Annotated in this window: 20 protein-coding genes; 3 read left to right on the top strand and 17 right to left on the bottom strand. The window is 71.3% G+C overall.

All coding sequences use genetic code 11. The features are described 5' to 3' along the window. Together HHX41_RS11305 and HHX41_RS11300 are read right to left on the bottom strand one after the other, a co-directional pair. The gene (locus tag HHX41_RS11305; protein ID WP_169983201.1) at positions 1-474 is read right to left on the bottom strand and encodes a nuclear transport factor 2 family protein; all 474 of its coding nucleotides are present in this window, start codon (positions 472-474) and stop codon (positions 1-3) included. A gap of 82 nt (positions 475-556) precedes the next feature. Beyond that, a complete protein-coding gene (locus HHX41_RS11300) occupies positions 557-1,441 on the bottom strand; it encodes a TIGR03619 family F420-dependent LLM class oxidoreductase (protein WP_182905902.1) in 885 nt (294 codons plus the stop codon). A gap of 164 nt (positions 1,442-1,605) precedes the next feature. Between HHX41_RS11300 and HHX41_RS11295 the strand changes: the two genes are divergently transcribed. Beyond that, positions 1,606-2,418, top strand: a complete 813-nt coding sequence (locus tag HHX41_RS11295; protein WP_310741927.1) for an SAM-dependent methyltransferase — start codon at positions 1,606-1,608, stop codon at positions 2,416-2,418. Between the two features lie 21 nt (positions 2,419-2,439). Here the strand turns inward: HHX41_RS11295 and HHX41_RS11290 are convergent, their stop codons facing one another. Continuing rightward, complete coding sequence (locus HHX41_RS11290; RefSeq protein ID WP_182905900.1) at positions 2,440-4,290, bottom strand: CheR family methyltransferase; 1,851 nt, start codon at positions 4,288-4,290, stop codon at positions 2,440-2,442. Between the two features lie 9 nt (positions 4,291-4,299). Then, positions 4,300-5,325, bottom strand: coding sequence for a chemotaxis protein CheB (locus HHX41_RS11285; RefSeq protein ID WP_182905899.1), 1,026 nt, complete (start codon positions 5,323-5,325; stop codon positions 4,300-4,302). A 103-nt stretch (positions 5,326-5,428) separates the two neighbouring features. Here HHX41_RS11285 and HHX41_RS11280 point away from each other — a divergent pair, with 103 nt between their 5' ends. Continuing rightward, a complete protein-coding gene (locus tag HHX41_RS11280) occupies positions 5,429-6,112 on the top strand; it encodes an STAS domain-containing protein (RefSeq protein WP_182905898.1) in 684 nt (227 codons plus the stop codon). A gap of 58 nt (positions 6,113-6,170) precedes the next feature. On the opposite strand, the gene HHX41_RS11275 is transcribed toward HHX41_RS11280, so the two are convergent. From HHX41_RS11275 to HHX41_RS11265, 3 genes are all read right to left on the bottom strand, one after another. Then, complete coding sequence (locus tag HHX41_RS11275; RefSeq protein ID WP_182905897.1) at positions 6,171-7,418, bottom strand: ROK family transcriptional regulator; 1,248 nt, start codon at positions 7,416-7,418, stop codon at positions 6,171-6,173. 726 nt (positions 7,419-8,144) lie between these two features. Then, positions 8,145-8,561: a hypothetical protein gene (locus tag HHX41_RS11270; protein ID WP_182905896.1), complete on the bottom strand. Its 417-nt coding sequence runs from the start codon at positions 8,559-8,561 to the stop codon at positions 8,145-8,147. Between the two features lie 214 nt (positions 8,562-8,775). Next, positions 8,776-9,180: a YchJ family metal-binding protein gene (locus tag HHX41_RS11265; RefSeq protein WP_182905895.1), complete on the bottom strand. Its 405-nt coding sequence runs from the start codon at positions 9,178-9,180 to the stop codon at positions 8,776-8,778. A 373-nt stretch (positions 9,181-9,553) separates the two neighbouring features. Here HHX41_RS11265 and HHX41_RS11260 point away from each other — a divergent pair, with 373 nt between their 5' ends. Then, positions 9,554-11,269 carry a carbohydrate binding domain-containing protein gene (locus HHX41_RS11260; protein ID WP_182905894.1) on the top strand — a complete coding sequence of 572 codons (1,716 nt, stop codon included), beginning with the start codon at positions 9,554-9,556 and terminating at the stop codon, positions 11,267-11,269. Between the two features lie 172 nt (positions 11,270-11,441). Here HHX41_RS11260 and HHX41_RS11255 read toward each other — a convergent pair whose 3' ends face one another. The 10 genes from HHX41_RS11255 to HHX41_RS11210 all read right to left on the bottom strand — a co-directional run bounded on the left by HHX41_RS11255 (position 11,442) and on the right by HHX41_RS11210 (position 20,757). Next, positions 11,442-11,924 carry a hypothetical protein gene (locus HHX41_RS11255; RefSeq protein WP_182905893.1) on the bottom strand — a complete coding sequence of 161 codons (483 nt, stop codon included), beginning with the start codon at positions 11,922-11,924 and terminating at the stop codon, positions 11,442-11,444. A 263-nt stretch (positions 11,925-12,187) separates the two neighbouring features. Continuing rightward, entirely contained in the window at positions 12,188-12,658 is a 471-nt protein-coding gene (locus HHX41_RS11250; protein WP_182905892.1) for a lamin tail domain-containing protein, read from the bottom strand. A gap of 132 nt (positions 12,659-12,790) precedes the next feature. After that, complete coding sequence (locus HHX41_RS11245) at positions 12,791-13,942, bottom strand: YncE family protein (RefSeq protein ID WP_220503937.1); 1,152 nt, start codon at positions 13,940-13,942, stop codon at positions 12,791-12,793. Positions 13,943-14,201: 259 nt separating this feature from the next. Then, positions 14,202-15,137, bottom strand: coding sequence for a ribokinase (locus HHX41_RS11240; protein ID WP_182905890.1), 936 nt, complete (start codon positions 15,135-15,137; stop codon positions 14,202-14,204). Between the two features lie 41 nt (positions 15,138-15,178). After that, positions 15,179-16,120, bottom strand: a complete 942-nt coding sequence (locus tag HHX41_RS11235) for a nucleoside hydrolase (protein ID WP_182905889.1) — start codon at positions 16,118-16,120, stop codon at positions 15,179-15,181. Between the two features lies 1 nt (position 16,121). After that, positions 16,122-16,871, bottom strand: a complete 750-nt coding sequence (locus HHX41_RS11230; RefSeq protein ID WP_169983217.1) for a glutamine amidotransferase — start codon at positions 16,869-16,871, stop codon at positions 16,122-16,124. Positions 16,872-16,902: 31 nt separating this feature from the next. Next, the gene (locus tag HHX41_RS11225) at positions 16,903-17,961 is read right to left on the bottom strand and encodes a phosphotriesterase (protein WP_182905888.1); all 1,059 of its coding nucleotides are present in this window, start codon (positions 17,959-17,961) and stop codon (positions 16,903-16,905) included. Next, on the bottom strand, positions 17,958-18,983 hold the full coding sequence (locus tag HHX41_RS11220) for an ABC transporter permease (protein WP_310741926.1): 1,026 nt from the start codon (positions 18,981-18,983) through the stop codon (positions 17,958-17,960). Before HHX41_RS11220 ends, HHX41_RS11225 begins: the two co-directional genes overlap by 4 nt. Further along, positions 18,980-19,759, bottom strand: coding sequence for an ATP-binding cassette domain-containing protein (locus HHX41_RS11215; RefSeq protein ID WP_182905887.1), 780 nt, complete (start codon positions 19,757-19,759; stop codon positions 18,980-18,982). The genes HHX41_RS11220 and HHX41_RS11215 overlap by 4 nt, the downstream gene beginning before the upstream one ends. 17 nt (positions 19,760-19,776) lie before the next feature. Beyond that, positions 19,777-20,757, bottom strand: coding sequence for a substrate-binding domain-containing protein (locus HHX41_RS11210; protein WP_169983220.1), 981 nt, complete (start codon positions 20,755-20,757; stop codon positions 19,777-19,779). Between the last annotated feature and the right edge of the window lie 171 nt (positions 20,758-20,928).

Below are 20,928 nucleotides of genomic sequence, written 5' to 3'. Positions count from 1 at the left end.
TCAGGAGGCGGCCCAGCGGTTCGCGGTGAAACGCAGGCCGGGCAGGTCGTCGAGGGAGACCGTGTACTCGTACGTCCGGCGGTAGCCGGTGCCGCTGATCCGCCAGCGCCCGTCGGAGCAGCGCCGGTAGGTGTCCTCGTAGTAGGCGGATCCGCGGATCATCAGGCGGTGGCGCGGAATCAGCACGGTGTCGTCGAGGCACCAGGTGCCGCTCGCGTCGTCGCCGTCGATCTCGATCTCGGGGTGACCGGCGAGGTGCGTCGTGATCACCTCCGGCCCCAGCCTGGCGCGCATGTAGCCGACGATGGCCTCGCGCCCGTCGAACCGCAGCGGGTCGCCGGCGACCGGATTGTCGTAGGCCGCCACGGCGTCGCCGGTGAGCGTGTCGGCGAAGTCGTCCCAGCGTTTGAGGTCCAGGCAGCGCAGGTAGCGGTACTTGGTCCGGCGGATCTCCTCCAGCGCGATCAGATCCATGCGCCCCAGCATGCGCGAGCGCGGAACGGCTGGCAAGAACGCGTTCTACCGCCGTCGGCCGCCCCGCCGCACGAGAGGCGTCTCACGAACGCTCATCCACCTTGGCGATCACCTTCTCGGCGAAGCGCTCCAGGTGCTCGATCTTCCGGCTCAGCGGCTCGGTGTCGGGCCCCTTCACGTACGGCCTGCGGAAGCCGACGATCACATCGGTGACGCCCTTGCCGGCCAGCCGCTTCACGCCGTCGGCGCTGTAGGCGTCGGGGGAGATCACGTGGATCTCGAAGGGCCGGTCGGCGGTGCCCTCCTCGGCGCGCAGCGCGGCGAGCCTGGCGAGCAGCGCGTCCAGTTCGGCGGGGTCGCCCCCGCCGTGCATCCAGCCGTCCCCGAGCCTGGCCGCGCGGCGCAGCGCCCCCTCGCTGTGCCCGCCGACCAGGATCGGGATCGGCTCGGCCGGGACCGGGGACATCTTGACCGCCGGCAGGTCGTAGAACTCGCCGTGGTACTCGAAGTAGCCGCCGCGCGTCAGGCCGCGGACGATCTCGACGGCCTCGTCCATGCGCCTGCCCCGCCGCGCCCACGGAACGCCCATCGCGGCGTAGTCCTCCGGCCACGGGCTGAGCCCGACGCCGAGGGCGAGGCGGCCGCCGGTGAGCCAGGCGGCGGAGGCGGCCTGCTTGGCCACCAGCACCGGCGGGCGCACCGTGAGCTTGAGGACGAACGGCGTGAACCGGATCGCCGAGGTCACCGCCCCCATGGCGGCGATCAGGACGAACGTCTCGATGAAGCTTTTGTCCTCCAGGAACTCCCGGTCCCCGTCCGCCGTGTACGGGTACCTCGCGTCCGACTCCCGGGGATAGACCAGGGAGTCGGCCACGGTCACGCTCGCGTACCCCGCCGCCTCCGCGGCCCGGGCGAGCGGCAGGTAGTACGACGGGTCGGTCATGGCCTCGGCATAGGTGAAACGCATACCCCGGAGCGTACGAGAACCCGTTCTATTTCTGAATGCCCGGCAAGGCCGGAGTCGGCACGTACAAGGACATCCGACATTGCCGATTGTCGGATCAGGCGGTCAAAACCGGCAGCTGTGTCTCTAGGATGGTCGTCCGGACCCCGAGCAATGGAGGGCAGAGGGTGCACGAGGAGGAGGCTCCCGCGTGGGTGGTGGACCCCGGCACGCCGAGCGTGGCCCGGATGTACGACTACTACCTGGGCGGCAAGGACAACTTCGCGGCCGACCGCGAGGCGGCGGAGAAGATCATTTCGATCCTGCCCAACGCCCGTGAGGTCGCCCGGACCAACCGCGCCTTCCTCGTGCGGGCCGTACGGCACCTGGCCCGCTCGGGCGTCCGGCAGTTCCTCGACATCGGCACCGGGCTGCCGACGCAGGAGAACGTCCACCAGGTCGCGCAGGCCGAGGCGCCGCAGGCGCGGGTCGTCTACGTCGACAACGACCCGATCGTGCTCGCCCACGCGCGCGCCCTGCTCGCCGACAACCCCCGGTCCGTCGTGGTCGAGGGGGACCTGCGCGAACCGGAGTCCGTCGTCGGCCACCCCGAAGTCCTCGCCCACCTCGATTTCGCCCGGCCGATCGCGTTGATCATGCTGGCCGTCCTCCACTTCGTGACCGACGACACGGAGGCGGCGCGCGTCGTCGGCGCGTTCCGCAAGCCGCTCGTCCCGGGCAGTCACCTGGTGCTCTCCCACATCACCCACGGCGACCTGGACGAGGACGCGGTCAGGCGGGGCCGGGACGTCTACACCGCGACCACCGCGGGCGGCATCGTGCCCCGCACCGCGGCCCGGGTCCGGAGCTTCTTCGACGACCTCGACGTGCTGGAGCCCGGCGTCGTGCCGCTGCACCTGTGGCGGCCCGATCCCGCGCAGCGCCAATGGGACGGCATGCCCGGAGGCGCCATCATCGGCGGAGTCGGTCTGGTCACCTGAGGCCGCAGCGGGCCCGGAGGCTCACTCCCCCCTGCTCATGACCAGGATCAGCCCCTGAACCGACGCGTCGTCCTCGTGGAGCGGCGCCAGCGTGACCGCGAGCCGGACGGTACGGCCCCTGCGGTTGACGGCCTCGACGCTCACCGGGTCCCCCTGACCGTCGGCGGCCGGCGCGCCGTCCAGCACGCGCCGCGCCACGGGCAGCAGCGGGTCGAGGGGCAGGCCGATGTCGAGTGAGGGCAGGTCGCGGCCGTCGGCCTCGTCGGCGCGCAGCCCCCACATCTCCTCCGCTCCCCGGCTCCACAGCAGCACTCGCAGCTCCCGGTCGACGACGACGACCACGTCGCCGAGCGAGCGCACCACGGAGGCGACGAACTGGTTGGCCCGGTCGAGCTCCCGTGTCCGGACGTTGAACGTCTCGTTGATCTGCTGGAGCTCGTCGTTGCTGGACTGGAGCTCCTCGTTCATCGTCTCCAGTTCCTCGTTGGTCGACTGGAGTTCCTCGTTGGTGGTCTCCAGCTCCTCGTTGGTCGACTGGAGCTCCTCGTTGGTGGTCTCCAGCTCCTCGTTGAGCGACTGCAGCTCCTCGTACGCGTGCTCGAGCTCCTTGTTGGCCTGCTCCAGTTCGTCGCGGAGCCGGCGATAGCGCGTGACGTCGTGGAAGTTGATCGTGACTCCGACGAGTTCGCCGGTCCTGTCCATGAGCGGGACGACGGCGACGTCGAAGACGCCCGGCTCCTTCGCGCCGGGGCGCTGCCAGGTGACGTCGTGGAGCTCGACCGTGCGCAGGTCCAGCTCGGCCTGCTCGATCAGCGACCGCAGCTCGACGGGCCGGTAGGACACCTCGAGGTCCTGGAACGGGCTGCCCACGTCGCGGGCCTGCAGGCCGAACATGACCTCGGCACGGGTGTTGAGCAGGGCGAGCCTGCCCGCCGCGTCGAGCGTGATCTGGGCGACGGGACCGGAGGCGAGCGCCGCGCCCCGCAGTCGCGGAAGACGCGTGTTCTCCTCCGCCTGGGCCGCCGGCGGGTTCCAGCCGATGCGCGTCCCGCCCACAGGCTGGGGGATCTTCCTGAACAGACGCACGCGCAGGTCCACCGGCTCGAACCTGTCGCCGTGGTCGAGCAGCATCTCCGCCTTGCCCAGGAAGAGGTAGCCCGGGTCGGCGAGGGCGAAGTGGAACTTGCGGACGATGTTCTGCTGGGTCTCCGCGTTGAAGTACATCAGTGTGTTGCGGGCGAGCAGCAGGTCGACGCGGGAGATCGGGGCGTCCCTGGTGAGGTCGTTGCGGCCGAAGATGAGCTGGCGGCGCAGGTCCCGGCGGAACGCCAGGCCCGCCCCCGTCGGCTCGAAGTACTTGTCCCGCAGCTCGGGCCGCATGTCGGCGACCTTGCGCTCGTCGTAGACCGCCGTACGGGCCACCTGCAGGGCCCTCTGGTCCAGGTCGGTGCCGTAGATCTTGACCCGTTCCCGGAACTCGTCCAGCCCCAGCTCCTCCGCCAGGGCGATGGCGAGGCTGTAGGCCTCCTCGCCGGTGGCGCAGCCCGCGCTCCAGGCACGGATCGGCCGGCCGCCGCCCTTGGCCACGAGGACCGCGCGGATGGCCCTGTGCCGCAGGACCTGCCAGGCCTGCGGGTCCCGGAAGAAGCCGGTGACGTTGATGAGCAGGCTGTCGAAGAGGACCGCGAACTCGCCCGGCTCCAGCTCCAGGTAGTCGCGGTACTCGCCCGTCGTCTCGAGCTTGAGCGCCTCCAGCCGCCGCGCGATCCTGCGCTGCAGCGTGCTGCGCTTGTACCCCGTGAAGTCGAACCCCCGGGTCTCCTTGAGCATCAGCAGGAGGTCGTCGAACTCACGTTCCTCGCTGGTGACCATGGGTCCGCGCTATCGCCGCTCGTCGCCGTGGGTGACCGGGGCGGGCACCTCGCGGCCGATCTGACTCTGCAGGTGGCGCAGGGTCTCCAGGGCGTCCCGGTCCCGCGCCGTCTGCTGCCGCAGACGGCGGACCGTCAGAACCTGCCCGCGCTCCTCGGCGTGGCCCAGCATCCGTGTCAGGAGCCGCAACCGCTCCTCGATGCGCAGGATCGCCACCCAGAAGGCCCGCTCGACGGCCTCCGACTGCCCGTCGACCATGCTCTCCATCGACCAGGCGTGGCCGACCATGCACTGGTAGTGCCCGCTGGGGGGCGCGGCCACCTCGTACAGCGGTCCGTTGCAGTCCGGGCAGGTGAAAGCGCTCAACCGTCCGGGGGGCGGTTCCTGCGGGCGTGCCGAGAAGAACGCCGCCAGCTCGTGCTGGAGCCTCCGGTCCACCGCGACCTCCCCGGCGGCCCGCGTCCCGACGCATTCCCGCACGATCCATTCCGCGATGCCGGGTACGGAGGACACCGCCGGCCGCCTCGTCGCGGCGATGGCCGCGCGCGGCATGCCGTCGAACGGGCTCTCCTCGGGGTCCTGCACGGCCACCAGCCCGCCCCGGCGCTCCACCTCGGCGCAGCCCCGTGCCCCGTCGTCGAGGGTGCCGCTCAGGATGACGGCGAGGGTCCGCGGGCCCGCGAAGGCGGCCGCGCTCAGGAACAGCGGATCGGCTGCCGGGCGGTGCCCGTTGTGCCGGGGCCCCCGCGACAGCCGGACGAATGCGTCGTCCACCAGCAGATGCAGGTCCGGAGGGGCCACGTAGACGCGCCCGTGCCGCAGCGGCTCGCCGTCCTGCGCCGCGGCCGACTTCAGCGGTCCGGCGCGGTCGAGGATGCCCGGCAGGGCGCTGCCCGCACGCGGCGAGATGTGGAGGACGACCAGGACGGAGGCGGGCAGACCGGCCGGGAGGTTGCCGAGCAGCGTCCGCAGGGCCTCGATGCCTCCCGCGGACGCGGCGACGACCACGACGTCCCGCTGGACGAGCGCATCCATATTCGCCCCATATCCTGGAACTGCCGGAGTCATGCGGAGCGCTCGGAAAATTCGATCGCCCGGTGCCCGTCTCCCCGCCGCAGGCGGGGTAAGGAGGTCACCCATGAATCTGTGGGTGAAGGTGCCGCAGCGCGAGTCGGACTCCGCCGTGGTGAGCGTCAGCGGAGAGATGGACCTCTTCAGCTGTCCGAGGCTCGAAGGGGTCGTCGCGGGGCTGATCGACGACGGCTGCGTGCACCTGGTGCTCGACGCGGTCCGCCTGAAGTTCAGCGACCTCGCCGGGGTGCGTGCGCTCGAGCGCGTGCACATCGCCGCCGCCGAGGCCTCCGGGGGCCTCATCGTCTGGGCGAGCCGCCCGCTGGGCCGGCTGCTCGCTCTCCTGTGGCCGGAGGGACGGCCGGACCGCCCCGCCGTCGTGCGCGCCGCGCCCATGACGCCCCTGGAGCGGCGGCTCGTGCTGCTGCCGGGCCGGGGCGAAGGGCTCGGCGGGCCTCGGGTGGCGCCCGTACGCCCCGTGGCGGCGGTGCCCCGTACGTCCGGGCAGGACCGGGAGACGCTGCTGGAACACTCGCGGCTGCTGCGTGAGCAGGCCCGCACGCGCATGGCGACGATGCGGATGAGGGCGGAGTCGATCTGCGCGGGTCTGGCGGACGCGCAGGAGCGTCTCGCGGCCCTTCACCACGCGCTCGCGGATCGGCCGTGCTCCGGCCTGTCCTGCGACGGGGACTCCCACCTGGCGAAGGCGGACGATTTCCGCCGCCGGGCCGAGAGCTTCGCCTGCCGCTGAGCCCCTGCCGTCGAGCCCTGCCGGCGCGGGAACGGCGCGGGGAACGGCTGCGGCGCCCTCAGAGCGCCAGCGCGCGCCTCCGGGCCGCCGCCCGGCTCGCGGCACGGCGCCGCATCTCCGCGAGCACCTCCAGAGGGCCGGCCAGGAGTCTGGAGAAGGCCAGCTCGGCGGCGCCGACCAGCGTGACGTCGTCCCCGAGCGCCGAGACACACAGCCGCACCTGCTCTCGGGAGATCACCATGGCGTTGGTCTCCACCCTGCGGCGGACCTGCGCCTCCGACCCCGGGTACACGTCCCGCAGCATTCCCCCGAAGATCACCATCCCGGGGTTGAAGAGGTTGATCAGGTTCGCCACGCCGATGCCCAGCCAGTCGCCGATCCGGCGCAGCGCCTCCTCCGCCGCCGCGTCCCCGCGCGCGGCGGCCTCCACCACCGCGCGTACGCCCTCGCGTCCGCTCAGCTCCTCCGAACGGCCCGCGGCGTCGATCAGGGCGTGCTCGCCGACCTCGGCCTCCAGGCAGCCGCGCGAGCCGCACATGCAGGGCCGCCCGTTGTACGGGTTGACCATCATGTGCCCCAGCTCGCACCCGTAGCCGCCGTCGCCGTCCAGCAGCTTGCCGCCGACGATGATCCCGCCGCCCACGCCGACGTCGCCGTGCAGGTAGATCAGGTTGTCGTAGCCGCGGCCCACGCCGCGGTCGCGCTCGGCCAGCGCACCCAGGTGGGCCTCGTTGCCGACGAGCACCGGCAGCCCGAGCCGGGCGCCGAGCTCGACGCCGAACGCCTGGTCCACCCACCCGATGTAGGGCCCGTAGCGGACGGTGCCGTCGGAGGGCCGGATCATGCCGCAGTAGGCCGCGCCGATCCCGACGCACACCGAGCCCGGCCGGGCGCCGCGCCGCAGCTCGCGGCCGAATCCCGCGAGCACGCCGACGACGTCCTCCAGGTCCGCGCCCGCGCGGGGCCTCACGGCCTCACGGCGGTCGAGGATCTCGCCGCCCAGTCCCACCCGGGCGGCGACCAGGCGGTCGACGCGGACGTCGAAGGCCAGCACGTGCGCCTGGTCGCGCTCCGGACGGACCACCAGCGACGGCCGGCCCGCCCTGCCGGTGTCCCCCGGCAGTTCCTCGCCGACCAGGCCCGCCGCGGACAGCTCGGCGGTCAGCGCCATGATGGTGCTGCGGTTCAGACCCATCCGGTCGGCCAGCTCCGAGCGGGACAGCGCGCCGGACAGGTGCACGTGCCGCAGCAGGTCACCGAGGTTGCGCCGGCGAATCTCCTCTTGGGACCGACCGGCTTTCGACATGGTGCGCAATCCTGACGACTCGGGGTGATCCTCGTTAACGGGCCGTGGACAGAGGAGGGGACGCGTTCGCCCTTCCCACTGTCGAGGTTACCAACGGAGGCGTCCGCGGCGGAGTCCCGCGTCCGGCACGGGCACCCGGCCGCGCGCCGTCCGCGGACCCGTCCCCCGGTCCGCCGGGAGAGGCCGCCCGGTGCCGTGCCTTCGCCTTCGCCGGCGTCGCCACTATCGCCCGGGGGGCCGGGGCCCGCACGGGCGCACCGCCCGCGTACGGCACGCCGAGCGCCTGCACGATGTCACACCCGCGGTTACCCCTGCACATCGCGTTCTGGACGCCGGTCCCCCCGTTCGCGACGTTGATGGAGACCTGCTGCGTGCCGCGGCTGCTCGTGGTGTTCGAGGCGGTGAGCCCGGGCTCCTGCCGGCGAGGCGTCTCCCGCCCGTGGCTGCGCGTGTCCCCGGCGGCGGGGCCCGCGGCGGCCAGCACCGCCGCGACCGACGCGCAGGCGAGGAGACCGAGACCGATCTTCCTCGAAGCCGTCCTGACGTACCACCGACACTTCATCGCGCGCTCCCGTGCTTTGAGCGGCCCTTTTCGCCCAGGCCGCCCCCAGGCTAGTGACGCGGCGGTTTTCCGCGCCCGGCCCGCGCGATGTCTTACGGCATCGTTGCCATATCAGTCAGCACGACTCTCCCATTCGTGGAATTCGCGGCCCCGCGTATCCCCGATCACCAGCCGTTGGAGGTGATGGGCATGTTCTGCCAGATCTTGCAGAGCCTCGGGCCGGGGCCGCAGAAGGCGCCCTGAGTGCTGACGCGCCCGCCGTTCGTGATGCCGGTCTGCTGCTGGCCGATCATGAAGGTCGGGGCGAACACGCCGTTGAGGTTCTGGTTGAACCTGCCGTTGCCCGACTTCGACTGCCGGGCCCTGGCCGACCCGCCGGACGCCACCTGCTCCCCGCCACCGCCGCCGTTGCCTGTGACGACGTGCGCCGCACCACGATGCGCGGAATGCGCGGCCGGGCTCGCGCTCGCGTCCTGAGCCGCGGCGGTCCACGCGATCGTGGCCACGAGAGCGGCCAGCGTCAGGCGGCGGGCCGTCACGGCCTGGAGCGGCCGCGAGCGGAACGTACAGCGGCGAGACATCGTGGCACGCACCTTTACTTACCTACCAAGGCCATCCGACGTGGGCTTTCGTCGCGGACATGAGCAACGCCGACGTCATACCCCGCATCATGGCCTCGGCCTCGCTCATGCCGAGCGCGGCATGGATGATGACGCATTTTTTGTCGCTATGCCTTTAGACCCCGACATTCGACGCCTATACCGCTATTCAGGTGAATGTCCGGCCTTTGTGGATTTATTCGCCGATGGCGTCGAGATAGACCCAGGCGCCTTCGTGCCGGGCGAAGCGGCTCTGCTCGCGCATCTCGCCGGGCCGTCCCCGGTAGGCGTACCGGGCGCGGAAGGTGACGGTGCCGTCCGTGTGGATCGGGCTCCCGCCGGTGACCGCCTCGATCTCCAACCCGGTCCAGCGCATGCCCCGCTCGAACTCGACCCGCGCCGGGCGGGTGGCGGGATGCCAGGTTCGCAGCAGGTACGCCTCGTCCTCGACCGCGAACGCGGAGAAGCGCGAGCGCATCAGCGCCTCGGCCGTCGGCGCGGCCCGTCCCGCGTGGTACCGGCCGCAGCACTCGCCGTACGCCCGCAGACCACAGGGGCAGGGCTCGCCGGCTCGGGGCGTACGGCGGGAAGCAGGGCTCACCCCGTGAGGCTATCGTCCCCGGCCACCGGCCACGCGCCCCGGATCACCGCACAGCCCGGTAGTCGGAAAAATTCTGAAACTTGCTGCAAGCTCTTGCACAACAGGTGCCCGCTAAGTAACTTCCAGGCAACACCTCGGAAACCCGACGGAGGCCCCGATGGTGTGCCAGTCTCCCCACGGCGCGAGGGCGCCGCCCCGCCTCGTCCGTGTTCCGGCCGCCGCGCGACGTCGATCGTCCGTGCCGCCCGGACAACCCCGCGCGTCCGCGGCACCGCGTGCGCCTCTCACAGGCGTGCGCACGAAGCGGGCCGGGTGTCGGCTCCACCCGGCCCGCGTTCAAGGGATCCCGATCCGATGTCCTGGAGACCCCTCTATGCGACTGTACAAAGCAATCGTCGCGGGCGCGCTGTCCGCGACCGTGGCGGCCGGCACCGTGGTGACGCTGCCCGTGCTCACCGAGACCGCCGCCGGCGCCGCGACCGGCCCCGGCGTGACCGCGAACCTGTGGAACTGGAACTGGAAGTCGGTGGCCAGGGAATGCACCGACGTCCTGGGCCCGGCCGGGTACGGCTCGGTGCAGGTGTCCCCGCCCGCCGACTCCATGTCCAAGGGCGGCTCGGTGTGGTGGGACGTCTACCAGCCCGCCCGCTACGTCCTGACCAGCAAGTTCGGCGACGAGACCGCGTTCAGGAACATGGTCGCCGCCTGCCACGCCGCAGGCGTGAAGGTGCAGGTGGACACGGTCGTCAACCACATGACCGGGCAGGGCGCCACCAGCTACGGCGGCTACTCCTTCAGCAAGTACGACTACCCCGGCCTGTACTCCTCCTGGGACTTCCACTCCCCCACCTGCGGCATCAACGACGCCGACTACGGCAACAACGCCTGGCGGGTGCAGAACTGCGAACTCGTCGGCCTGTCCGACCTGAACACCGGCTCCGACTACGTGCGCGGCCAGATCGCCGCGTACATGAACAGGCTCACCGACCTCGGCGTGGACGGCTTCCGCATCGACGCCGCCAAGCACATCAGCCCCGACGACCTCGCGGCGATCCGGTCCAGGCTCAGGGGCTCGCCGTACATCCACCAGGAGGTCATCCACGGCACGAACGAGGCGGTCCAGCCGAGCCAGTACACCGGCATCGGCGACGTGGACGAGTTCGTCTACGGCCGCAAGCTCAAGGAGCAGTTCACCGGCCAGATCAAGTGGCTGCGGACCTTCGGCCAGAGCTGGGGCCTGTCGGTGGGCGACGACAAGGCGGTGGTCTTCGTCGACAACCACGACACCGAGCGCAACGGTTCCACCCTCAACTACAAGTACGGCGCCGCCTACAGGCTGGCCAACGTCTTCATGCTGGCCTGGCCGTACGGCAAGCCCAACGTCTACTCCTCCTTCACGTGGAGCGACGGCGAGGGCGGCCCGCCGTCGGCCGGTGGCGGGTTCGTCACCGACACCGACTGCTCCGGCGGCCGGTGGACCTGCTTCGACCGCGAGATGGCGGGCATGGTCGGCTTTTACAACACGGTCGCCGGCACCCCGGTCGCGAACTGGACCGACAACGGGGGCAATCTGATCGCCTTCAGCCGCGGGAGCAGGGGCTGGGTGGCGATCAACAACGAGAGCGGCGGCGTCACCCGCACCTTCACCACCGGCCTGCCGGCCGGGACGTATCCGAACGTCGCGGGTGGCGGCTCGGTGACCGTGGACGCCGCGGGGACGGCGACGGTGACCGTCCCGGGCAGGAGCGCCGTCGCCATCCGCGTCGGCGCCCAGCCCTCACCCACGGCGACGCCGACCGGCGGCACCGCCACCGTCTACTACTACACGGGCTGGAACCCGGCCTACATCCACTACGGCGTCAACGGCTCCTGGACCACCGTCCCCGGCGTGGCCATGGACGCCGCCTGCGCCGGCTGGAAGAAGAGGACCGTGAACCTCGGCACGGCCACCGCCTTCCAGGTCACCTTCAACAACGGCTCCGGTTCCTGGGACAACAACAACGGCAGGGACTACACCCTCGGCGCCGGCACCAGCACCGTGAAGAACGGGGTGGTCACCGGCGACGCCGCCAACCCCTGCGGCGGTTAGGCCGTACCGACGCGTCCCGGCCCGGACCGGGCCGGGACGCCTTCCGCCCGCGGGCCCGGGCGGGAGGCGGCGCGAGGTCCCCGGCGTCGGCGGTCCTGATGGAACCGCCCGCCGGAGACCTCGCCGTTCGGTCATGGTTCACACTGTCCCCGGTGCGCTCCGGCGACAGCGCTCAGTTGTAGGGGTTGTCGTAGGTGCCGGTGCTCTTCGTCCGCATCTGGTACTGCCCGTTGCTGCCGAACCACCCGCCGGTCACGTCGAAGCGGACGTTGCGGACGGTGCTGCCGAAGTTCACCTCGGCGCTGTACAGGTAGGCCTGCTGGCACCCGGGCATCGACGTCGGGCCGACCTGGGTCGGCCAGGCCGTGCTCGTGCCGTTCACGTTGATCGTGAAGTAGGGCTGCGGGTAGGCGTGCTGCCAGCACAGGCGCAGCGAGTAGCGGTACTTCGTGTTCCCGTCGTCGAACGCCACAGTGCCGTCCAGGAGGGCCAGCTGCGTCGCGTTGCCGTCGTTGCTCACCAGCTGCAGGTAGACCGGCTGGTCCGGGCCGTACGCCGCGTGCGCGGGGCTGAGCGGCAGGAGCGCGGCGGCGATCGCCCCGATGGCCATGGCGAACGACGCCGTGAGGCGACGTCCTGTCGAGCGTGCGGTCAAATCACACCTCATCCGTTGCAGGAGTGCGAGTGCCCGGAGGCTATGGCCGCGGCCACGGGCCGATCCAGCGGGGCGATCGCGAGGGCTGGATCCGGTCCGGCGTTAACGCGGCGCCCGGGGGGACCTTGCCGACGCCGCTCCGCGACGACCAGGACAGGGACGGCGGCGGAGCCGGTCGAAATCCCCGCGGGGCCGCTGAATGTTTCACATACGGTCATGCCACCGCGATCTCGCCGACCGGACCGCGGGGCCGCCGGTTCAGGTCAGCAGATCTTGTAGTCGTGCCGCGACGAGTTGTACGAGCAGGAGTCGACCAGCGCGCCGGAGGCGTCCCGCAGGTACGCCGCGTCCGCGGTCTGGTTCCAGATGTAGGCGAAAGTTCCCCCGCTCCTGCCCCAGTAGAGGGTGGTCGCGGTGTTCTTCCCCCTGCCGGTCCGCAGGGTGACCGTCTTCCCGGCTCCGAGGGTGAACCCGCCGAACGTGTAGACGTGGTCCGCTCGCCTCGTCCTGTCGCGTACGGTCCAGCCCCTGAGGCTCACGGCCTTCCTCGTCGTGTTCTTGATCTGCACGTACTCGCCGTTCAGGCTGCTGTTCGCGCCGAAGTCCGGCGAGCCGGGCGAGTCATAGTAGATCTTGGTGATCCGGACGGCCGGGCCCGCCGCGTAGGAGGGCTGGGAGACGGCGACCACGCCGGCGGCCACCACGGCGGCCGTCAGCAGGGATCGGGTACGCACGGAGTTACTCCTGGGATGGGGGGACACGATCGGAATCGATCATAATGATGACCTTTGATACCGATTCACCATCCCTGTATCGGTTCGGCATCCGAGGGCGCTCCCCGCGGCGGCCGGCCCCGAGGGCTCAGGTCACCGGAAGACACCCGTGTGGCCGAGCGAGTACCGGCCGGGCTGGGGATACACGCACAGCCCGTGCGGCCCGGCGCCGACCCGGATGGTGCGGACGACTCTGCCGTCCCGGGTGTCGAAGACGTAGACGACCCCGTGGTAGCGACCGCTGAGCCACAGCTTCGTGCCGTCCGCCGACACGCCGCCCATGTCGGGCGAGCCCCCTCCGGGGATCCGCCAGACGTCCGCCACCTTCCGTTTCGCGAACGACACGACCGACACCGATCCCTCACCCCGGTTCGACACGTACAGATGGCGCGAGTCGCGGCTGACGTAGAGGCCGTGCGCGCCCCGGCCGGTCGGCAGGAACCGCATGACCTCGTACGTCGCCGCGTCCACCAGCCACACCCCGTGCCGTTCCATGTCGGCGATGTAGAAGACGGTGCCGTCGGGCGACAGCTTCACGTCCTGCGGCATGCTCATGTGGCCCAGATGGATGTGCCGGATCACGCTCGGCGTGCGCCAGTCGAGCACGACGAGGTCTCCGCTGAACTCGCAACTCGCGAGGAACACCGAGCCGTCGGCGGTGAAGTCCCCGTGGTTGATCCCCCGGCAGGGCAGCGACAGCGAGCGCAGCAGCTTCATGCTGTGCGGGTCGCGCAGGTCGAGCTGGTTGTTGCGCTCCGCCATGACCAGCGCGTACGTGCCGTCCGGCGAGAAGTACAGGTTGTAGGGGTCCTCCACGGGCACCGGGCGGCCGGGCCTGCCCGTGCGGGGGTCGATCGGGGTCAGGGAGTTGCCCCGGTTGTTGTTCACCCACAGCGTCTTGAGGTCCCAGGACGGCACCACGTGCTGGGGCAGCGCCCCGACCGTGAAGTGCCGCACGATGCGGTACGTCTCCGGGTCGATGACGTCGACCGTGCCGCTCTCGCTGTTGGGCACGTAGACGAGAGAGCGGAAGCCCTTCACGACGGGGCTGAGCATGCCCGGACGGTCGGCCGCGTAGATGTCGACCTGATCCCGGCCCTTCGCCCCAACCGACGCCTGCGGCGACGGCCGGGCGGACGCCGTCGGAGCTTCGGTGACCCGCGACGGCGCGACCGGTGGCACGGGCGGCCCCGCCGCGCAGCCGGCGAGGGCGTATCCCCCGACGATCATCAGCGCCACGGTCACGGCAGCGGCTCCACGCGCTCGGTCCACGCCTGCCCCTTCGTCGCGGCGGGCTGTGCCCGGCCGGCCCCCGTACGGTCATGACCGGCCGCGCCGGGATCGGCACGACGCAGCGGGTCGGCGCGACGCTAACGCCCGCGGACACGGCCCGGAGGCGGCTTTGCCTGCTCTTTCCCGCCCTGTTCCCCACCGCCGCCGGGGCGCGCCGAGATACCGCCCCCGCCGGCAGCGGCCCGCGCGGCTCAGCCCATGCCGGCGCGCGTCATCGGGCGGTTCCCTCGGCGTCGAGCAGTTCGTCCACGGCCTTCCGGTCGGGGAGCGAGGGGCTGGCGCCGGGCAGCGTGGTGGCGAGGGCCCCGGCGGCCATCCCCCGGCGGATGGCCGTGGCGGTGTCGAGGCCGGCCGCGAGGGCCGCGCCCACGAAGCCGGTGAAGGCGTCGCCCGCGGCGGTGGTGTCAACCGGGGTGACGGCGTAGGCGGGGAAGTGCCGGGTGCGCTCCGGGGTGACCGACAGGGCCCCGGCCGCGCCGAGCGTGATGAGCGCGTGGCGCACGCCGCGGTCGAGGAACCAGGCCGCGGCCCGCTCGGCGGACGCGACGTCGACGACCTCCACCCCGGTCAGCGCGGCCGCCTCGCTCTCGTTGGGGGTGACGACGGCGACGTGCGGCCAGACCCGGTCGGGCAGCGGCTGCGCGGGCGCGGGGTCGAGCACCACGGTCAGGCCGGCCCGCGCACCCGCTTCGGCGGCGTGACAGGCGACGTCGGCGGGGGTCTCGAGCTGGAGCAGGAGCACGCTCGCCTTGTCGCGCACGGCCCCGATGCTCTCGTCCACCATGGCGGCGTTCAGGTCCGCGTTGGCCAGTGGAGTCATGACGATGTCGTTCTCGCCCGACGCGTCCACCCTGATGTGCGCGACGCCGGTGCGGCCGGCCACGGAGCGGACCTCCGTCAGCGCCACGCCGTGGGAGCGCAGCGCCGACGAGACGATCTCACCGAACGGATCCGTGCCGACGCAGCCGACCAGCCAGGTGGGCGCCCCCGCACGGGCGGCGGCGACCGCCTGGTTCGCGCCCTTCCCTCCGAGGACCAAGGTGACGTCGTCGCCGAGAACGGTCTCTCCCCGGCGCGGGAGGCGGCGGGTGAAGGCGGTGACATCCGCGGAGATGCTCCCGACGACGACGACACCTTGGGGTTCCATGATGTTCCTCCTGTTTCAGGCTGTCAGTGCTGCGGCGAGGCTCAGGAGGCCCGGCCGAGCGTCTCGATCGCGCCGATCATGAGATCCCAGAACCGGTCCCGGTCCAGCCCGATGCCGACGTTCGCGTTGGGCTCCCAGTCCATGCGGTGGTGCAGGTCGGCCACGGTCGCACCCCGGGTGTGCCGGCCGTCCAGCTCGATCCGCAGGCCCACCCGCTCGTACGTCATGACCTCGGGATCGATCAGGTACGCCACCGTGATCGGGTCGTGCAGCGGCGGAGCGGGGAAGCCCCAGGTCTCGTGGTAGGTGGAGCCGAAGAACGTGAGCAGTTCCACGCAGACCCGGGCGAGCGGGGTGCCGAGCGCGTCGATCCTGGCGAGCACGTCGGCGGTCACCAGCGCCTGGTGGCTGACGTTGAGCCCGACCCATGTCGTCGGCACACCGCTGTCCAGCACCTCCGCCGCCGCCTCCGGATCGGCGTAGATGTTGAACTCCGCGTACGGCGTGTGGTTGCCGCGATCCGTGGAACCTCCCATGATCACGACTTCCCTGATCCGCTCGCGGTCCTCGGGATGGCGGCGCAGCAGGGTGGCGATGTTCGTCAGCGGGCCGATGGCCACCACGGTCACCGGCTCGGCGGCGGCCGCCAGCGTGTCGTGGATGAGGTCAACGCCGTGGCGGGGGTCGAGCGGCACGCTCGGCTCTCCGAACGCCGGGCCGTCAAGGCCGCTCTCCCCGTGGACGTAGTCGCCGATCTCCAGCGGCGCCGTCAGCGGGCGGTCGCAGCCCGCGGCGACCGGCACGCCGGTGACGCCCGCGAGGCTCAGCATCCGGCGGGCGTTGAGCGCGGTCTTCTCCACCGTCTGGTTCCCCGCGACGGTCGTGACCGCGCGCAGGTCGATCGCCGGGCTGGCCACCGCGAGCAGGATGGCCATGGCGTCGTCGTGCCCGGGGTCGCAGTCGAGGATCACCGGGATCGGCATGTCAGAGCTCCTTCGCGAGCCAGCGGACCGCCCGGGTGAACAGGGTGCGGTAGCCGTCCCAGGAGACGAACTCGTCCGGGCACCAGTGCGGCGCGATGTCGGAGGCCCAGGCGAGCGTGCGGCCCGCCCCGGCCTGCCGTACGGCGAGCAGGGGGTCGCCGGCGACGGTCGCGAGCAGCGTCGCGTCCTCGGGCAGCGCGAACCGGTTGTAGCCGAGCAGGTCGGGCCACTGGGCGGGGAGCCCGGCCACGATGGGGTGCGCGTCGTCGGCCAGCAGGCCGGGCACGCCCTGCGGGGTCTCGACGCGGTCGTCGTAGCGGGAGATCTCGGCGGGGAGCACCCGTTCGACCGCCGTACCGGCGAACGCGGCCTTGGCCTCGAAGCCCTGGAAGCTCAGGTAGCCGCCGGCCATGGCGAGGCCGCCGCCCTGCTCCACCCACTCGGCCAGCAGGTCGAGCCGGTTGACGGTCTTCTCGCTGGCCAGCCAGGTGGCGGGGTGCAGCAGGATGCTGTTGGCCCCGATGTCGGAGAGCACGATCACGTCGTAGGCGGCCAGCGCCTCGGGCGTGCCGGGGAACAACGCGGGCACGTCGTGCGCGGGCAGGTGGTCGACCTCGATGCCGTCGGCGGTCAGGACGCCCCGCAGGGGTTCGATTCCGGTGTGGTAGGTGGTCGAGGTGAACGCGTCGAAGCCCTTGTAGTGGGTCGACACGCTCACCCACGATTCACCGGCGACGAGCACGCGGGTCATGGAAATCGTCTCCTTCTATCTACTTCTGTGATCAGTGGCCGCGCGCGGCGGCGAGGAAGAGCTCGCGCGGGTTGTCCGCGAGCAGCCGGGTGGTGTCGCCGGCGGTCAGCCCGTGCCGGTGCAGGCGCGGGACGAAGTGGGTGAGGATGTGGGCGTAGCCGGTGCCGCCGTAGCGGACGAGCATGGTCTTCAGGAACACGTCCTGGGAGAGCAGCACCCGGTGCCCGAGCCCGGCGCGGACCAGCCAGGCCACGGCGGCGGCGTTCTCCTCGTCGCACGGGGACTGGCCCTCGCCCGGATAGAGGTAGTCCATGCCGCACATGTCGTAGCCGAGGTAGGCGCCGCGCAGGGCGAGGGACACCTGGTAGTCGCGGTCCGCCCCGCTGGGGTTCAGGTGCGAGAGCACGGTGCCGGCGAGCAGGCCGCCCTCCTCCGCGACGACGTCGAGCACGCGGTGGCCGTGCCGTACCCAGCCGGGGAGGTGGACCGAGAGCGGCACGCCGGTGCGGGCCTGCGCCCGGGCCGCGCCGCGCAGCACCTTCTCCTCCTCGGCGGTGAAGTCGGGCGAGACGCCGATCTCACCGATCACTCCGGCGCGAACGCCGCCCACGCCCTCGGTGAGGTCGCGCTCGATCTCGTCGGCGACGTCCGCCGCCGTCATCGAGCGGACCCGGGCGGGGTGGGTCTTCTCCAGGTAGAAACCGCAGCCCATGACGATGTTCAGCCCGGTGGCGCGGGCGATCGCGACCAGCTCGGCGGGCGCCCGCCCGATCCCCTCGGGGGTCACTTCGAGCAGCGTGCGCCCGCCGCGCTCGGCGAACCTGCGCACCTCCTCGATCGCGGTCCCCGTGTCGTCCAGCGAGACGTTGTCGCGGGAGAGGTACGGGTCGTTGCGCAGTCTGCCGAGGAACTCCAACCGCAGGCGGTCGCGGGCGATCAGCTCGCCCTCGGCGTCGCCCTCGGGCGCGGGGTGCCAGGCGCGGGCGCCGTCGTTGCGCAGGTGCTCGTGGCAGAGCGTGATCCCGAGGTCGTCGGGGGACACCGGGCCGAGCACGGTCGTCACGGCCGCGGGCCGGGCCGGGGACGTCATTTCCGGATCGCCCCGAACTTCGCCCACACCTTGCTGTTGGCGAAGATGGCCAGCAGCAGGATGCCGCCCTGGACGATCTGCACGTAGAACGGCGAGACGTGCAGCAGCACCAGGCCGTTGGCGATCACGCCGAGCGTGAGCGCGCCGAGGATCGTGCCGAGCATGCTCGCCCGGCCGCCGAAGAGGCTGGTGCCGCCGAGCACGACGGCCGTGATGACCTCCAGCTCGAAGCCGGTGCCGGCGTTGGACGAGCCGGAGCTGAGGCGGGTGGCGATGAGCACGCCCGCGACCGCCGCCGCGACGCCGGCGAGCACGTAGACGGTCAGCCCGACCTTCCGCGTGTTAACGCCGGTGCGGCGCAGCGACTCGCCGTTGGAGCCGAGGCCGATGACGTAGCGGCCGAACGGCGTCCGGGTGAGGACGAGCCAGCCGATCAGCGCGACCACCACGGCGATGATGGCCGGGACGGGCACCCCGGCGATGCGGCCCTGGCCGATCTGGACGATCCAGAGGTTCCCGTCGATGGGGGTCGAGTAGCCCTCGGTGGCGCGCAGCGCCGTGCCCCGCATGATCGACAACATCGCGAGTGTGACGATGAACGGCGGGATGCTCTGGTAGGAGGAGAACCACCCGTTCACGAACCCGATCAGGGCGCCGAGCGCGAGGATCGCGACCAGGGCGAGGGTGGGGTTCCACCCGTGCTGCAGCACGATCGCGAGCAGCGAACCCGACAGTGCGACCGTGGAGCCGACCGACAGGTCGATGCCGGACGTGCTGATCACGAAGGTCATCGCGGTCGCGACGACCAGCGTGGGGGCGATCTGCCGCAACAGGTTGAGCAGGTTGCCCGTCGTGGCGAACCGGTCGGCGGAGAACGCGAAGAAGATCAGTAGGACCACCAGCACGACCGCGATCGCGATCGTCTGCGCGTGCCGGCCGATGTGGGCGTTGGCCCGGGCCGACCTGGTGGTGACGACCCGCTGGCTGGTCCCGTGACCGGTCCCGGTCTTGGTGGCGGTCACCGTCGCCTCCCCTCCTTGTCTTCCTCGTCGTGGGCGACGATCTCGGACACGAGCCGTTCGAGGCTGGTGCTCCGGGCGTCGAGGTCGGCCCTGAGCGTGCCCTCGTACATGACGCACAGCCGGTCGCAGACCCGGAAGAGGTCTTGCAGGCGGTGCGTGATGAGGATCACCGACACGCCCTGGGCCGAGACGGTCTTGATCAGTTCGAGGACGGTCTCGACCTCGGCGACGGCGAGCGCCGCCGTCGGCTCGTCGAGGATGAGCAGCTTGGGCCCGAAGGTCACCGCCCGGGCGATGGCGACCGCCTGCCGCTGACCGCCGGACAGTCCTCCGACGGGGATGTCCGTCAGCGGGATCCGGATGTTCAGCGCGTCCAGGTGGCGACGGGCGTCCGCGTGCATCTTGCGCACGTCGAGCATCATGCCGCCGGCCTTGCGCGGCTCCCTGCCGAGGAACAGGTTCCCGGCCACGTCGATGTCGTCGCAGAGCGCGAGGTCCTGGTAGACCATCTCGATGCCCAGCTCGCGGGCGTCCTTCGGGCTGGCGAAGGAGACCGGCCGGCCGTCGAAGACGATCTCGCCGGAGTCCGGCACGACGGCGCCGGCCAGCACCTTCATGAGGGTGGACTTGCCGGCCGCGTTGTCGCCGACGAGCCCCACCACCTCTCCCGGGCCGACGCGCAGCGTCACGCCGCGCAGCGCGTCGACCATTCCGTAGCGCTTGCGGATGTCGCGCATGACCACCCGATCAACGCGATCCGCCTTCTGGTCGGTCATGCGAGTCCCTTCGCCGCTCACTTGAACGTGGCGCGGTACGGGTCGACGTTGTCCTTGGTCACGATCGTCACGGGCACGTCGATCTTCTTCTTCGCCTGGGCGCCGCCGACCAGGGCCTGGGCCTCCTTGACGGCCTCGTAGCCCTCGGTCTTCGGGTCCTGCTGGACCACGCCGGCGACGAACCCCTCGTCGATGCCGTTGATGGCCTCCTTGGTCAGGTCCCAGCCGAAGACCTTGACCCGGTCGGCCGCGTTCTGCGACTTCACCGCGGCGACCGTGCCGAGCAGGGCCGGCTCACCGGTGGCGTACACGATGTTCATGTCGGAGCGGGAGGTGAGCAGGTTCTCCGCGGCCGACATCGCGGCCTCCTGCTTGTTCTGCCCGTCGACGGTCTGCACGATCTTCGCGCCGGCGCCCTCGACGGTCTTGTTGAAGTCGTCCTTGCGGATGTTCTGGATGAAGGAGTTGAGCGCGCCCACCACGCCGATCTTCGGCGCGGTCAGGCCCTGCGCCTGGGCCCACTTGTTGACGAAGTCGCCCGCCTGCTGGGCCGCGGCGGCGTTGTCCACGCCCACCTGGGTGTCCACGGCGGGCGAGTCGACGATGGCGTCGACGGCGACGACCTTCAGCCCGGCGTCCTTGGCGATCTTCACTGCGGGCTTGATGCCCTCGACGTCGATGGCGACGACGATGACCGCGTCGAACTGCTGCTGGACGAAGTTGTCGATGGCCTCGTTCTGCTTGGCCGGGTCGTCGTTGGCGTTGAAGATCGTGAGGTCGACGTTCGCCTCCTTCGCCGCCTGCTGGGCGCCGGCGTTCATCTCGTTGAAGAAGATCGCCTGCTGGTTGATCTGGACGAGTCCGACCTTCGGCCGGTCTCCGCCGGAGCCTCCGGAGGCGCCGGAGTCGTCCGAGCTGCCACAGGCCGCCGCCAGCAGGCCGGTGGCCAGGATCGTCGTCGCCGCTGTCAGGCGGATGAGTCTCGTGGATCGAGCCATGAGAGATGAGCCTTTCGGGGGGCCGGGTAGGGGTGGTCGGCGGGTAATCGATTACCCGAGTTTCGGGCATGCTAGTGGGACCCAAAAAGCACCGTCAAGGTGCGGTTTCCTCACTGAACCTCTATCGTTCCGTGTGATCCCGGCACCGCAAGGGGCCGCAAGGTCGATCGT

The organism is Microbispora sp. H13382, from assembly GCF_014161445.1.
Classification (GTDB): Bacteria; Actinomycetota; Actinomycetes; order Streptosporangiales; family Streptosporangiaceae; genus Microbispora.
The sequence above is the reverse complement of the archived record's forward strand: the minus strand, read 5'-3'. Positions and strand labels throughout refer to the sequence as shown.